The sequence below is a fragment of the Stenotrophomonas sp. CCNWLW57 genome (assembly GCF_037203925.1).
Classification (GTDB): domain Bacteria; phylum Pseudomonadota; class Gammaproteobacteria; order Xanthomonadales; family Xanthomonadaceae; genus Stenotrophomonas; species Stenotrophomonas rhizophila_A.
This window is the reverse complement of the sequence record NZ_JBBCBJ010000005.1, coordinates 185,933-199,268: the sequence shown is the minus strand read 5'-3', so window position 1 is coordinate 199,268 and position 13,336 is coordinate 185,933. Positions and strand designations below refer to the sequence as shown.

The window sequence follows — 13,336 nt, the reverse complement described above, 5'->3', positions numbered from 1 at the left end:
GGTCTCTACTCGGATTCGGGGGCTGCAGGCGTGGCGGTCGCGGCAATGGCGGCGGCATAGCCGCCGTGGCCATGGTCCAGCGAGCGCGCCACGCGCCCGGTGGTGGTCACGCTGACACCGGTCAATTCATGGATTTCGCGATACGGCACGCCCTGCCGCAGCAGCGGCACCACCTTCCAGCGGTCGGACAGCGCCTCCAACTCGGCCGGGGTGCACAGGTCGCGGAGGAACGCAGTGACCTGCTCGGCGCTGGACAGGCCGGCAAAGGCGCCAGCCAGGCTGTCCAGGTCGGCTTGGGGGTCTTTCTCACGGGGGACGGGGCGGATTTTCATCGTATCAATGTAATAGCGTGCTATTACATTAGCGCAAAAGCGTCCTGATGCCAAATCGGCTTGAGCTTTCTGGTTCCTCCGTTCAGGTTAAGGCCCTCATTCCAGCGGGGAGCGAGCTAAGCGATCCGTCGCCGGGCGCTGCCCGGCTGGCGATGGATCTGCGCGAACAGCTGGTGGCCTTTGCATGGCCCGAGCTGGGCCGGCGGGTGCGGGTATGCGGGACACGCCGTGAACCCGTCCATGGGGGCTCGTAGAAAACATCCATGTTTTCTACGGTCCCGCATACCCGCCCCCGCCGACCCTCGACGGTGTGTTGGTGGCCACGGAACGTCAAAGGCCGGGTTCGATGTTTTTCTTGCGTTACCGGACGTTGAGTTGTTCAGTGCGGTCGTCTGGAAACCAACCCTGCCGCTGCTATCCATGACGTCCGCAGCGGTAGGGTCGGTCGTAAGACGACTGCCAGGAAGCCATCCACATGCGATAACGCATGACCCGGAAACGAAGACGCTTTCGCCGTTACCCATGGCCACGTGCAAACAGGCTGTTCGCCGGGATGCATGGAAGCACCGGGCAACGCCCAGTGCACAGTGAAATCCCGCAATCAGACACCCAAAAACAACAACGGCACCCGAAGGTGCCGTTGCCAGACAAGCATCAACCAAACCAGACTCACGCCATCGCGCGCGTCTGCTCCAGCTCCACCTGCAATGCACTGGCCAGCTCATCGCGGGCAACGTCGAACTGCTGCTCGCGCAGCAGATCCTTCACCGCCACCACGCCGCGCGCCAGCTCGTCTTCACCGGCCAGCACCACGAAGCGGATGCCTGCCTTGGCCGCGTACTGGAACTGCTTGCCGATCTTCTTCGGCTCCATCTGCACTTCCGCGTTGATCCCGCCCACGCGCAGGCGACGGGCGATATCCAGCGAATCGGCCAGGCCGTTGTCGTCCATCAGCGCCACCAGCGCGTGCACGCTGCTGTCTTCGATGCCTGCGATCAGCCCCGCCTCGCGCAGCTGCCAGAACAGGCGGGTCAGGCCGATGGAAATGCCCACGCCCGGCAGCTTGGACTTGCTGTAGTGGCTGGCCAGGTCCTCGTAACGGCCGCCCGAACAGATCGACCCGATCTGCGGGTGGTCGGTGAGCGTGGTTTCGTACACCGTGCCGGTGTAGTAATCCAGGCCGCGCGCGATCGAGAAGTTCAGGCAGTACGCCGTTTCCGGCACGCCCAGCGCCTTCACCAGCTGCAGCACCTCGCGCAGCTCGGCCACACCCAGCTTCAGCGTCTCGCTGGCAGTGCCATCGGCGATCAGCGCGTCCAGCTGCGCCAGCGCGTCAGCGTGGCTGCTCGAGCGCACCGCCACGAACGCCAGGATCCGGTCCACCTGTTCGGCCGGGATCGCAAAGCCTTCGCCGGTCAGCGTTTCGCGCACGTAATCCGGGCCGCGCTTGTCGAGCTTGTCGACCTCGCGCAGCACCGCCATCTGCCGCTCGCCGTCGGCCACGCCGAGGCTTTCGAAGAAACCGCGCATCAGCTTGCGGTTGTTCAGCTGCACCGAGAAATCACCGATGCGCAGCTCCGCGAACACCGCATGGATGACCGCCAGCACTTCGGCGTCATAGCGCGTGCTCAGGCTGTCCTTGCCGATCACGTCGATGTCGCACTGGTAGAACTCGCGGAAGCGGCCGCGCTGGGCGCGCTCGCCGCGGTACACCCGCTGCATCTGGTAACGGCGGAACGGGAAGGTCAGGTCGTGTTCGTGCTCGGCCACGTAACGCGCCAGCGGCACGGTCAGGTCGAAGCGCAGCGCCAGCTCCGGCAGGCTCTTGTCACCCGCTTCGGCTGCATTGGCCAACGCGCCGGTCGACTGCACGAAATACACCTGCCGCTCGGTCTCGCCACCGGACTTGGTCAGCAGCACGTCTGACAGCTCGAACACCGGGGTTTCCACCGGCAGGAACCCGAACCGCTCGTAATTGCGGCGGATGACGTCCAGCATGCGCTGGAACGCGATCTGCTCGCGCGGCAGCAGTTCCATGATGCCGGGCGGCGTACGGGGCTTGATCACTTGCGGGACTCCTGCGGGGGAACTTGGGGGAAGAGCGAGCTGCATATTCTAGCCGCAGCCGGGCCGCGCGGCCGTCATCGGCTGCGCCGAACTTGGCCAACAGCCGCATGACGTATCATAGGCAGGCCCCGCTCCCTGGTTCGACATGACCCGGCCCCACTCCGGAACCGCCGTTGCCGCTGTAGAAGATCCCGCACCGGGCTGCTCGCCGCTGCGTGACTGCCTGCACTGCTCGGTGCGCCACCTGGCCGTGTGTTCGGCGCTGTCTCCCGATGAAGTCCAGGCCCTGGAACGGGTCACGGTGTCGCAGCCGCTGCCGCTGGGGGCCACCCTGGTCCGCGCTGGCGAGGCCCGCCAACATGTCTATACCTTGACCGAAGGCGCGCTGCGGCTGGTCCGTACCCTGGCAGATGGCCGCCGCCAGGTCAGCGGATTCGTGCTGCCCGGTGATTATCTCGGGCTGACCGGCAGCGACCATCACCGCTACGACATCGAAGCCATTGCCGACAGCCGGGTCTGCCGCGTGGGCCTGGCCCCGATGAAGGACCTGCGCGCACGCTACCCGCACCTGGAGCGCAAGCTGCTGCAGCGCGCCTGCCAGGCGCTGGACGAAGCAGCCGATGCCGCGCTGGCGCTGGGCCGCCTGCAGCCCGCCGAAAAGCTGGCCGATTTCCTGCTGCGGCTGGCCGCGCGTGAAGCGCGGCTGGGCGGGGATGGGTTGCGGGTGATCCTGCCGATGGGGCGCAGCGACATTGCCGACCATCTTGGCCTGACCATGGAAACGGTGAGCCGCACATTCACCAAGCTGCGGCAGCAGGGCTTGATTGCCCTGCCCCACCTGAACACCGTCGAGATTCTGGATGAGGCTGGGTTGCAGGTGCTCTGCGGGGGCTGAGGGGCGGCTTCGGTCATCTTTAAACTCCGGACGGGTGTGGATCAGCCGAAACAGCACGGTTTTTGAGGCTTGCGCCGCGCGTTGCGCGGTGGTCGACCAACGGTCGACCCTACGAATTGTTACGTTCCGGGTTGGGATCTGGTTACATCAGGACAGCAGGAATTCGCGCAGCGCCGCGTAATGCGGTGGGCAGGGTTCGGCGTGCGCGGGGCGTTCCAACAGCGCCGACAGTGCTGGCGGTACTTCGATGGGGCGGCCGATCAGCGGTTCGACCACCGATTCGAATTTGGCTGGATGAGCGGTTGCGGCGACCGCCCAATCGCCCTGCACGCCTTCGGCGCGCAGGTGTTCCAGCAGCTTCACCGCCGTGGCGGTATGCGGGCAGAAGACCTCGCCCGCTGCCGCATGGCGCCGGGCGATCAGTTCGCGGATCGCCGCATCGTCGACCGCCTCGACGCGGAACGCCGCGCGCAGTGCATCGTCGTCGTCTTCATACAGCCAGCGCAGCCGCTCGAAGTTGCTGGGCGCGCCGACGTCCATCGCATTGGCCAGGGTGGCTACGCTGTGCAGCGGCCGGTATCCACCGCCGTGGAAAAAGCGCGGCAGCACGTCGTTGGCATTGGTGGCCAGTGCGATCTGCCCCAGCGGCAGGCCCATCGCGCGGGCAAGTACCGCTGCCATCGCGTTGCCGAGGTTGCCGGTGGGCACCACCAGGTTCAGTACCTCGCCGGTCGCCTCATGGTGGGTCAGCGCCGCGTCGGCGTAGTAGCTCATCTGGGGCAGCCATCGGCCGAGGCTGATGCTGTTGGCCGAGCTCAGGGGAACCTCTGCCTGCAGCTCGCGGTCGCCCAGGGCCTGCTTCACCATCGCCTGGCAGTCGTCGAACGAACCGGCCACGCGCAGCGCGTGGATGTTGTCGCCGAAGCAGCCCAGCTGGTGCGCCTGGCGCGGCGATACCCGGCCATCGGGATACAGCACCACCACGCGGATGCCCGGCTGGCGATGGAACGCCGCCGCGACCGCCGCGCCGGTGTCGCCCGAGGTGGCCACCACGATGGTCAGCGGGCGGGCACGGTCACGCTGGAGCTGGGCCAGGCTGGCCGCAAGGAAACGCGCGCCGAAATCCTTGAACGCGGCGGTCGGCCCATGGAAAAGCTCCAACACGTGGTCGCCCGGGGTAGCCAGCGCACGCAGCGGTGCCGGGAAGTTGAAGGCCTCCCCGCACAACGTGGCAAGGTGCGGCGCGAGCGCGTCGCCGGCGAAGAACGGCGCAAGCACCGCTTCGGCGTTGCGCGCCAGGCTGCCCTGCGCCTGCCAGCGTTGCGCCTGCGGTCGCTGCTGCGGAACATACAGCCCGCCATCGGGGGCCAGGCCGGCGGCGATGGCCGCACTCAGGGTGGCTGCAGGGGCGGCGTGACGGGTCGAAACGAATTGCATGGAAGATCCTGGCAGAAGAGTGGAAAGCGCGCTCACAGCAGGCATGCCCCGGGCGCGTCCAACGGCGATACCCAGCCCTGGCTGTCGAAACCAGCCACGGCAAAAGCGGCCTGCACGGCGTGTTGCGCGGCCTGCGCCGCCGCTTGGCTGTCAAACCACGCGAACACGCTGGGGCCGGCCCCCGAGATGCTGGCGCCCAGTGCACCGGCCGCCAACGCAGCGTCGCGCGCCGCGTTGAAGCCCTCGATGAGGCCGGCGCGACGCGGTTCCACCAGCACGTCGCGCAGGCCGGCGCGCACCAGATCGGCATCACCGCGGAAGCAGCCGCTCAACACCAGCGCCAGGTTCGCGCTTTGCGTGACGAATTCGGAAAGGCGGTAGCTGCCCTGCAGCGCCGCGCGCGCACGGCGGGTTTCCAGGACGGCGTCTGGATGCACCAGCAGGCTGTACCACCCGGCGGGCACCGGGATGCTCACCAGCCGGTCCGCCGTGCTGAGCACCAACCCGCCCAGCAGCATCGGCCCGAGGTTGTCGCCATGCCGGCCGCCACTGGCCACCGCCTCACCGGTCAGCGCGAACGGATACAACGCCTCGCGCGACAGCGGCGTATCCAGCAGCGCATTGGCCGCCACCAGCGCGGCCACACACGACGCCGCCGAGCCGCCCATGCCCGAGCCCAGCGCGATGCCCTTGTCGATCTCCAGTTCGAAGCCGAACGGCAGCGCAAGCACGTCGATCATCGCCAGCAGCGCCGCCCCTGCAGTGTTGTCGGCCGCCACCAGCGGAAGATCCACCGTGGTGCCGCGGATCGCGAGGATCCGCACGCCCGGCACGTCAGTGCGGCGCACGGTCACGGTGTCGCCTACGCCCGCGATGACATGGCCGAGGACATCGAACCCCACCGCGACATTGCCCACCGATGCCGGTGAGAACGCGCGCGCCTCCAGTACGTCGTCTGGATTCACAGGCGCGCTCCTTCACCCGCAGCGACCCGCAGCACATCGGCAAACACGCCCGCAGCGGTCACTTCCGGACCCGCACCGGGGCCCTGCACCACCAGCGGGTTCTCGCAGTAGCGACGCGTGGTGAACTGCACCACATTGTCGGTCAGGCGCAGGTTGGCAAACGCATGGCCAACCGGCAGCTCCACCAGCCCCACCTGCGCCGCACCCGCTGACAGCCGTGCCACGTAACGCAGCACCGCACCGCGCGCACGCGCCTGCTCCAGCCGTTCGGCGAACACGCTGTCCACCGATGCCAGCCCGCTCATGAAGTCGTCCACGCTGGCCTGGCGCAGGGCCTCCGGCACCAGGCTTTCCACGCTGACCTGTTCCAGGCTCAGTTCACGGCCGGCCTCACGCGCGAGGATGACCAGCTTGCGCGCCACATCCACGCCGGACAGATCGTCGCGCGGGTCCGGTTCGGTGTAGCCCATGCCGCGCGCCTGCGCGACCAGTTCGGAGAACGGCACCTGGCCATCGTACTTGTTGAACAGCCAGGCCAGCGTGCCGGAGAAGATGCCATCGACGGCCAGCACTTCATCACCGGTATCGACCAGGTCGCGCAACGTGGTGATCACCGGCAGCCCCGCGCCGACCGTCGCTTCGTAGCGGAACCGCGCGCCGGTGGCAGCGGCCGCCTCGCGGATGGCGTGGTAGCGCTGCAACGGGCCGGCGCCGGCCTGCTTGTTGGGAGTGACCACATGGATGCCGGCCGCCAGCCAGCCGGCATAGCGGTCGGCGACATCGGCACTGCCGCTGCAGTCGACGATCAGGGCGTGCGGCAGGTGCGCCGACAGCAGGTGCTCGGTGAACTGGTCCAGGTCTGTCGCCTGGGCCTGCCCGGCGAGCGCAGCGCGCCAGTCGCCCTTCACGCCCCGCGCATCCAGGTGCATGCGGCTGCGCGATGCCACCGCACGCACGCGAAGGTCCACGTTGGCGCGCGTCAGCAGGGTGGGCTGCGCGACCAGCAACTGGTCAAGCAACGCCGCGCCCACGTTGCCAGGGCCAATCACGCCGACCGAGAAGGTCTGCGGCGACAGCCAGAACCCGGCGTGCGCCGCGCGCAGCGCCTTGGTCGCGTGGCGGCTGTCCACCGCCACCGAGATGTTGCGTTCAGAGGAACCCTGCGCGATGGCGAGGATGTTCACCTGCGCGCGTCCCAGCGATTCGAACAGGCGCGCGGCCACGCCTGGCTGCCCGGCCATGCCATCGCCCACCGCCGCCAGCACGCTGACATTGTCGGTGAGCTGCACGCGCTGCACCTGGCCCAGGCTGAGTTCGTGCGCGAACGCCTGCAGCAGCGCATCGCGCGCCCGCTGCGCTTCAGCCTGGCGCACCACGCAGCAGATGGAATGTTCCGACGAGCCCTGCGAAATCATCACCACCGACACGTGCGCGTTGCGCAGCGCGGCAAACACGCGCTCGGCCGTGCCGGGCACGCCGATCAGGCCGGTGCCTTCCAGGTTCAGCAGCGCCAGCTCCGGGCTCAGGGTGAGGCCCTTGATCGGGCCGGAACTGGTGCGTTCGGCGGTGATCCGGGTACCGGGATGGTCCGGATGGAAGGTATTGCGGATGATGATCGGCAGGCCGCGCTCGATGGCGGGTGACATGGTCTGCGGGTGCACCACCTTGGCCCCGAAATAGGCGAGTTCGCAAGCCTCATCGTAGCTCAGCGCTTCCAGCTGCACGGCTTCGGGCACCACCCGCGGGTCGGCCGAAAGCACGCCGTCTACATCGGTCCAGATATGCAGCTCATCGGCGTTGAACAGCGCGGCAAAGATCGCACCGGAGTAGTCACTACCGTTGCGCCCCAGGGTGGTCACCCGGTCGCGGCGGTCGCGGGCCACGAACCCGGTGGCCACCACGCGCGCCGCCGGATGCGCGTCACGCCACACCGCCAGGCGCTGTGCGCTCTGCACCCAGTCCACGTCCACGCCGAGTTCGCCACGGTCCACCACCAGCACCTCGCGCGCATCCAGCACCGCGCAGTCCTCGCCGATGCTGCGCAGGTAGTGGCCCAGCAGATGCGCCGAATACACCTCACCCAGGCCCTGCACGCGGTCGAGTACCTCGCTGGGCAGCTCACCGATCACCGCCAGCGCGCCCAGCACCTCGGCCAGGTGGTCGAAGCGCGCATCCAGCCATTCCACCGTGTCGCCTGCATGCTCGCCCAGCAGCGCAACGGCGGCACCGCGATGGCGGGCGCGCAGTGCATGCCAGTCGTCGCGCCACTGCGGCGCGTTGTCGGCAGCGGCACCGGCCAGCGCGATCAGCGCGTCGGTCACGCCCTTCATCGCCGATACCACGGTGACCTGCACCGCTTCGTCTCGGGCCAGCAGCAGCTGGGCCACGTGGCGGTAGCGGTCGGCGTCGGCCACGGAGGTGCCGCCGAACTTGTGCACGACCGTCGAGGTGGCCGCGCGCAGCGGCGCGGAGGAGGCAGGCGATGCAGCGGCATCGGGTGAAGCGGCGACAGAAGACATGCTGACCTCGATTCGAGGCCCCGCGTCATTCAGGCTGAAGGAGATCCCCCGCAACCTGATCTGGTGCGGGGCCGTTGTTTTCGGAAATTACGCGAAGACGACGGGCCGCACCAGGCGAGTGGTGACGGTGGTAATGGTGGTGGTACCGGTGGCCAGGGCACCGCTGCGCATGCCGCCGATGAGGGCGGTGGAGCGAAGCGTGACGGTGGCGGCGGTAATGACCATGGACCAAGAAAACTACGCCGACCGGGTGCTTGTCAAGTGTTGCACCGCAAAAAGTCAAACGCGACGAACAGCAGACATCGTCGGCCAAAAAGTTGCGAATGTGACCATCCAGGCCGCGCAACGGAATCAGCCGGCGTGCTCGGCCACCGCGCGTGGCGGCCGGTGTGCATGCGCGCACAACAGCACCCCGGAGACCAGGCAGACGATCGCCAGCGATTCCATCGGGGTCGGCCAGCGCCGCTGCCAGCCGAATCCGTACAGCAGCGCGAACAGCGTCTCGAACACGATCATCTGCCCGGTCAGGGTCAGCGGCAGGTTGCGGCTGGCCCGGTTCCAACAGGCGTTGCCGAACACCGAGGCAACCACGGCCACGCCCGCGCTGATGACCCAGAACCACATCCAGTCGACTGGCGCGTGCGAGGGGCCTGGGACGACAAACGCGCTGGGCACCAGCAGCAGCGCCAGCGCACCGGTGGCCACGCCGGTCAACAAGGACCAGTCGTGGCCGGAAATGTCCGGGCGCCGCGCCAGCCAGCGGCTGTTGCCGATGGAGTACAGCGCCCACGAAAACAGCGCACCGAACGCGCACAGCAGGCCCAGCAGGCGCTGGTTGGCCGAGCCCTGCGCATGCTCGGACTGCAGCGCTTCGTATCCCACCATTGCCACGCCGAGCAGGCACAGCGCCAACGCCGGTGCCAACTGCCGCAGCGGCACCGCACCCTGCTCGCGCACGCCAACCAGCGTCACCACCACCGGAATCAGCCCCACGATCAGCGAGGCGGCCGCGCCACCAGCCCACTGCACGGCGCGCGCCAGCAACACGAAGTACACCAGGTTGCCGGCAAGGCTCAGCCACAGGAGACCGCGCCACTCGGCCATGCCGATGCGCTGGCGCAGCTCCCGCCAGCGCGGCGCCAGCAGCACCACGGCGATCAGGCCGTAGACCAGGTAGCGACCGGCAGAGAGTTGCACGGCACTGAAGTGGCTGAGCACCGCCGGGGCCAGGAACACCACGCCCCATAGCGCACCCGCGGCAATGCCATTGGCGATACCCACGCCCATCGAACGATTCATCAACACCTGCGCGCATGCAGCAGAAAGACGCGGCAGTGTAAGCGCGTGCAGGCGCGCGTTATTGACCCAGGCTACTACGCGGGCCGGTGGCGACGACGATACTCGGCCGGCGTCATCCCCCACTCCCTGCGCAGGGCGCGGGTCAGCGCGCTCTGCTCGGAATAGCCCGCGTGCTGGGCGATGTCGGCGATGGCGTTGTCGCTGTCGGCCAGGCGTGCGCGTGCCCAACGCAGGCGGCTGGCGCTGAGCCATGCCTGGGGGCTGAGTGCAAATGCCTCCCGGAACAGGGCATGCAGCCGGCTGGCGCTGACCCCCACCGCTGCCGCCATGCGTTCGACCGGCCAGGCCTCCCCGGGCGATCGCTCCACCCGCGCGCACACCGCCTGCAGCCGAGTGGCACTGCCGGACAGCGAAAACGCCTGCAACAGCGTGGGCAGTTCCCGTTGCACCGTAGCGGCATCCATCTGCGACCGGGCCGTTGCGCCGACGCGCTGCGCCATGGCCCGGACCGGTGCCGGCAACGCCAGCACCGGCTGCCGCCTGAGCCGGTCCAGCGTGTCGTCGTCGAACAACGCAGCGGGGCAATCCACGATCAGGAAGCGGTCATCCTCGCCCGCCGCCTGCGCATGGCCGGTCATGGGTGCCACGAACGCGCCCTGCAGCCGGTCCAACCGCGCGCCCCGCCCTTCCAGTTCGAACGCCAATTCGCCGCGCAACGGCACCACCCACTGCGCGAACGCATGCTGGTCCACGTTCGACGAAGGTCCATAGCGACGAATGTTGAAGGCAGGTGAAGACATCACAGAATGACCCGATCGGACCGTAGCGAGTCTGCGCGCGGTTGCCAAAAGCTGCAACGCGTCACGGCAAGGGCCGGTGGGAGGGGTGGTATAACGGCATGGCAGGTTCGCGCAATGCCGTCGCCCAGTACAGGGAGTACTCGATGCCGTTCATCACCTTAAGCCAGGCCCCGCACCTGTTGCCCGATGTCGCGCGTTGGTACTTCGACACCTGGGGGCATCGAACGCCCGGGGCGACCCTGGAAGACGAACAGCAGCGCCTTGAAGTGTTCCTGCACGACAACGAGCTGCCCATGCTGCTGATTGCGATGCAGGATGACGTGCCGGTGGCCGCTGCGCAGCTGAAGTTCCACGAGCGCACCGAACGGCCCGAGCGCCTGCACTGGCTGGGCGGCGTGTTCGTACACGAAGCGCATCGCGGACAGGACCTGGCCGCACGCCTGATAGAAACACTGATGGCGCGCGCGAAAGGCTACGGCGTACGTGAAGTGTTCCTGCAGACCGAACGCGACGACGGCGGCCTGTATGCCCGGCTGGGCTGGGAACCGCTGGAGCGGCAGACCCATCGCACCGGTGTGCCGGTGCGGGTCATGCGCAGGTTGCTGCCACTGACGGGCAAGCCGCCGGCGTGAACCTCAGCGGAAGCGCACCGGCTGCGGCGCTGGGCGATCGGCAAGCGAGCCCATGGTGAAGGTATAACCGGCTTTTTCCAGCAGCTCCCGCATGCGCAGCTCGGCCCGCTTCGGGTAGGCCAGCGAAGTGGGCGCGTGCAGCGCATAGGCGGTCGAGCGGCCGTCCGTATCGCGGGTCACCGACGACTGGTTCGTCTCGCACGCGTTGGACCAGAGGTCCTTGAGAACGCCAGGACCGATGGACTGGTTATTGCCAAGACGAAGCGTGAGCCAACGCATGTGTTCCATGAGCAATTCCGCCGGTAACTGTGATCGAGTATGCACCATATCCGACAGGGCCGTACGCGGGTGTGTGGAGTCGCTTCGACGGCCGATACGCAGACGCCCCGGCTGAACCGGGGCGTCTGCTTACGGGAGGGGCGACCGGGGTCGCCGCGACCGGTTAGTGCTTCATCGCGTGCTTGCGGTTACGCATCACGTCGTGGGTTTCCTGGACCAGCGGCAGCAGGCGGCTGACTTCCGCGCGGGCGGCCGGCGGGGTATCGCTGTCGGTCAGGGTGTCCTTGAACGCCTTCAGCAGGCGATCTTCGGATTCCTCGAGCTCGGCAACGTAGCCGTACTGGGTATCGCCCAGCGTGGCGCGGACCTTGCCGTAGAACTGCTGCATGGAGCCCACCACGGTGCCATGCTCGGCCGGCTTGGCGCCGGTGGCGGCAACGGTGCTGCTCAGCGAGGTGACAATCTGCGACTTGACGCCGGCAATCTTGGTAAACAGCGCGGACAGCTCAGCATCTTTTACCTTGTCGGCCGCTTCGGTGTAGAAGTCCTGGCCATCGCGGGCAATCTCGATGATGTCGTTGAGGGTATGCGCGGTCTTGGATTCGGTGCTCACTGATTTCTACTCCTGAAAGAATTTCGTGTTGACCCGTGTCGGGGTGAGTCCACTTTTCCGCAACTGCAATGAAGTCGGCGTGACCTTTGAGCGCTTGGAAAATGCGGCGTTAAGTGATGTCTGCATCATGGAAAGCCGGCGTCGTCGTGACGTGTTCGCACCGCGACGGCGAAATCACATCGACGTGCAACCCATCCTCGCCACAACAAAAAACGCCGCATTGAATGCGGCGTCTCAGCAACAAGCGTGTCATTCCTGGCGGGAAGGAACCGGTGCCTCCAGCGGCGGCTCCGCCGGTGGAGGATCGCCTTCGGGCGGCGCTTCGCTGGGTGGCTCAGTGACCGGCGGCTCGCGCAGAGGCGGCTCTTCCATCGGCGGCTCTGGCGCAGCAGGAGACGGCTCGGGCGCAGGCACCTGTGAAACCGGTTGCCACGGAAATTCGAGACGGTTGTCCAAGGTCGACATGGGGGTTCCTTCGGTGGCGTCGAAGCAACCGTGACACGTCGCTCGTCAATGGATGGCGAGGGGAGCGTGCAGGAAGTGTCCTGCAGAAGATGTTGGTGACCCCGGCCCGATTCGAACGGGCGACCTTCCCCTTAGGAGGGGGCGCCCCCCCTATATGCACCAAGGGATGCGCCCTTCCGTGTGCCAGAGCTGTGTCAAACCAGGCCAACTTCGCGCTGAAACGGGTCACTGCACAGTAGCTTGGGAAGTTCTTGGGGATTGCTTCACAATCAACTAGTTAACATCATCTCCGCCCCCCCAATCGCTCACTGAAGCGCTTGCTATTTCCCGGTGAATTCCTACGCGGGGAACTGATTGCGGAGCGGAATGGGGTGGGGTAGGCCCTAGCCTAGGGAGCCACCCGGATCACGGGAGGCCGAAGCCGTTCTCCAAATTCTGCTTCACCAAATACTTCACGATCAGCGTCGCGATTCCGCCAGACACCATCTTGAAGTCCCATGCAGGGCCTTTCGTTCCGAAGTCAATTCTCTCGCCGCCCCGGCTGTGGAGCTGGATAGACGATTTGCGCATCTCATAGGACGCAGGGTCGAGAGCTGCTCGCGCCGCCTCGTACTTGTCGACCAACTTCTGGATATCCTCATCCTTAAGAGCCCAACCCGCCTTGTGCGCGAACTTGTTCCTGATCTGATTCAGCGCGTTCGCCGCAAAGCACAGCTCCTTCGGGAACCCAAGCGCAGCCGCCAGAGCTACCTTCTGCGCAAAGCTCTGAGGGAGGGAATCGACAACCTCCCACATGTCGTCTGCAACATTCGCGTTGAGGAAAAGCTCAATGGTCTGCTCGACCTGAAGCTGCGCCCTCAGGACCGCACCGAGTACGTCTTCCGTCTCCAAGGCGGCTACCAAGTGCTCAAAGCCAGCCTGAGACTCAATGTCGATCCGCTTTGCCATCCATGCCTCCAAAGGTTGTGCCGAGACGGCACCTAAGCTCAGCGTGCCATGGCAGTCCCCTGCCCTGTCAAGGTCGCGGAAGATC

14 protein-coding genes and 1 tRNA gene are annotated in these 13,336 nt (G+C 66.8%); 3 read left to right on the top strand and 12 right to left on the bottom strand.

Features of this window, described 5'->3' with window-relative positions; genetic code table 11:
* Positions 1–5: 5 nt before the first annotated feature.
* Positions 6–332 carry a YerC/YecD family TrpR-related protein gene (locus V9K91_RS13665; RefSeq protein ID WP_093534471.1) on the bottom strand — a complete coding sequence of 109 codons (327 nt, stop codon included), beginning with the start codon at positions 330–332 and terminating at the stop codon, positions 6–8.
* Between the two features lie 669 nt (positions 333–1,001).
* Positions 1,002–2,399, bottom strand: coding sequence for a histidine--tRNA ligase (gene hisS, locus V9K91_RS13660; RefSeq protein WP_093534469.1), 1,398 nt, complete (start codon positions 2,397–2,399; stop codon positions 1,002–1,004).
* Positions 2,400–2,544: 145 nt separating this feature from the next.
* Between hisS and V9K91_RS13655 the strand changes: the two genes are divergently transcribed.
* Entirely contained in the window at positions 2,545–3,294 is a 750-nt protein-coding gene (locus V9K91_RS13655; protein ID WP_068851409.1) for a helix-turn-helix domain-containing protein, read from the top strand.
* Between the two features lie 147 nt (positions 3,295–3,441).
* On the opposite strand, the gene thrC is transcribed toward V9K91_RS13655, so the two are convergent.
* The 6 genes from thrC to V9K91_RS13625 form a co-directional block, all read right to left on the bottom strand.
* On the bottom strand, positions 3,442–4,731 hold the full coding sequence (gene thrC / locus V9K91_RS13650; RefSeq protein ID WP_336443396.1) for a threonine synthase: 1,290 nt from the start codon (positions 4,729–4,731) through the stop codon (positions 3,442–3,444).
* 32 nt (positions 4,732–4,763) lie between these two features.
* Positions 4,764–5,678 (bottom strand): homoserine kinase, encoded by a 915-nt coding sequence (locus tag V9K91_RS13645; RefSeq protein WP_336443476.1) that lies wholly within the window; start codon positions 5,676–5,678, stop codon positions 4,764–4,766.
* 14 nt (positions 5,679–5,692) lie between these two features.
* Positions 5,693–8,215 carry a bifunctional aspartate kinase/homoserine dehydrogenase I gene (gene thrA / locus V9K91_RS13640; RefSeq protein ID WP_336443395.1) on the bottom strand — a complete coding sequence of 841 codons (2,523 nt, stop codon included), beginning with the start codon at positions 8,213–8,215 and terminating at the stop codon, positions 5,693–5,695.
* Positions 8,216–8,302: 87 nt separating this feature from the next.
* Complete coding sequence (locus V9K91_RS13635) at positions 8,303–8,440, bottom strand: hypothetical protein (RefSeq protein ID WP_336443394.1); 138 nt, start codon at positions 8,438–8,440, stop codon at positions 8,303–8,305.
* A gap of 126 nt (positions 8,441–8,566) precedes the next feature.
* Positions 8,567–9,514, bottom strand: coding sequence for a DMT family transporter (locus V9K91_RS13630; RefSeq protein ID WP_336443393.1), 948 nt, complete (start codon positions 9,512–9,514; stop codon positions 8,567–8,569).
* Between the two features lie 74 nt (positions 9,515–9,588).
* Positions 9,589–10,314 (bottom strand): AraC family transcriptional regulator, encoded by a 726-nt coding sequence (locus V9K91_RS13625; protein ID WP_336443392.1) that lies wholly within the window; start codon positions 10,312–10,314, stop codon positions 9,589–9,591.
* Between the two features lie 98 nt (positions 10,315–10,412).
* Here V9K91_RS13625 and V9K91_RS13620 point away from each other — a divergent pair, with 98 nt between their 5' ends.
* Positions 10,413–10,946, top strand: coding sequence for a GNAT family N-acetyltransferase (locus V9K91_RS13620; protein WP_336443391.1), 534 nt, complete (start codon positions 10,413–10,415; stop codon positions 10,944–10,946).
* 3 nt (positions 10,947–10,949) lie between these two features.
* Here V9K91_RS13620 and V9K91_RS13615 read toward each other — a convergent pair whose 3' ends face one another.
* Entirely contained in the window at positions 10,950–11,234 is a 285-nt protein-coding gene (locus V9K91_RS13615; RefSeq protein WP_068851393.1) for a hypothetical protein, read from the bottom strand.
* A gap of 154 nt (positions 11,235–11,388) precedes the next feature.
* Positions 11,389–11,838, bottom strand: a complete 450-nt coding sequence (locus tag V9K91_RS13610; protein ID WP_093534455.1) for a PA2169 family four-helix-bundle protein — start codon at positions 11,836–11,838, stop codon at positions 11,389–11,391.
* 25 nt (positions 11,839–11,863) lie between these two features.
* Here V9K91_RS13610 and V9K91_RS13605 point away from each other — a divergent pair, with 25 nt between their 5' ends.
* Complete coding sequence (locus V9K91_RS13605) at positions 11,864–12,337, top strand: hypothetical protein (protein ID WP_336443390.1); 474 nt, start codon at positions 11,864–11,866, stop codon at positions 12,335–12,337.
* 59 nt (positions 12,338–12,396) lie between these two features.
* Here V9K91_RS13605 and V9K91_RS13600 read toward each other — a convergent pair.
* Together V9K91_RS13600 and V9K91_RS13595 are read right to left on the bottom strand one after the other, a co-directional pair.
* Positions 12,397–12,476 (bottom strand) — tRNA-Arg (locus tag V9K91_RS13600).
* A gap of 232 nt (positions 12,477–12,708) precedes the next feature.
* Complete coding sequence (locus V9K91_RS13595; protein ID WP_336443389.1) at positions 12,709–13,251, bottom strand: hypothetical protein; 543 nt, start codon at positions 13,249–13,251, stop codon at positions 12,709–12,711.
* Between the last annotated feature and the right edge of the window lie 85 nt (positions 13,252–13,336).

Coding starts and splice junctions, on each gene's coding strand:
- V9K91_RS13615 (WP_068851393.1), bottom strand. CDS start 11,234: ATGGAACACATGCGTTGGCTCACGCTTCGTCTTGGCAATAACCAGTCC.
- thrA (WP_336443395.1), bottom strand. CDS start 8,215: ATGTCTTCTGTCGCCGCTTCACCCGATGCCGCTGCATCGCCTGCCTCC.
- V9K91_RS13620 (WP_336443391.1), top strand. CDS start 10,413: ATGGCAGGTTCGCGCAATGCCGTCGCCCAGTACAGGGAGTACTCGATG.
- V9K91_RS13665 (WP_093534471.1), bottom strand. CDS start 332: ATGAAAATCCGCCCCGTCCCCCGTGAGAAAGACCCCCAAGCCGACCTG.
- V9K91_RS13655 (WP_068851409.1), top strand. CDS start 2,545: ATGACCCGGCCCCACTCCGGAACCGCCGTTGCCGCTGTAGAAGATCCC.
- V9K91_RS13630 (WP_336443393.1), bottom strand. CDS start 9,514: ATGAATCGTTCGATGGGCGTGGGTATCGCCAATGGCATTGCCGCGGGT.
- V9K91_RS13625 (WP_336443392.1), bottom strand. CDS start 10,314: ATGTCTTCACCTGCCTTCAACATTCGTCGCTATGGACCTTCGTCGAAC.
- V9K91_RS13635 (WP_336443394.1), bottom strand. CDS start 8,440: ATGGTCATTACCGCCGCCACCGTCACGCTTCGCTCCACCGCCCTCATC.
- thrC (WP_336443396.1), bottom strand. CDS start 4,731: ATGCAATTCGTTTCGACCCGTCACGCCGCCCCTGCAGCCACCCTGAGT.
- V9K91_RS13595 (WP_336443389.1), bottom strand. CDS start 13,251: ATGGCAAAGCGGATCGACATTGAGTCTCAGGCTGGCTTTGAGCACTTG.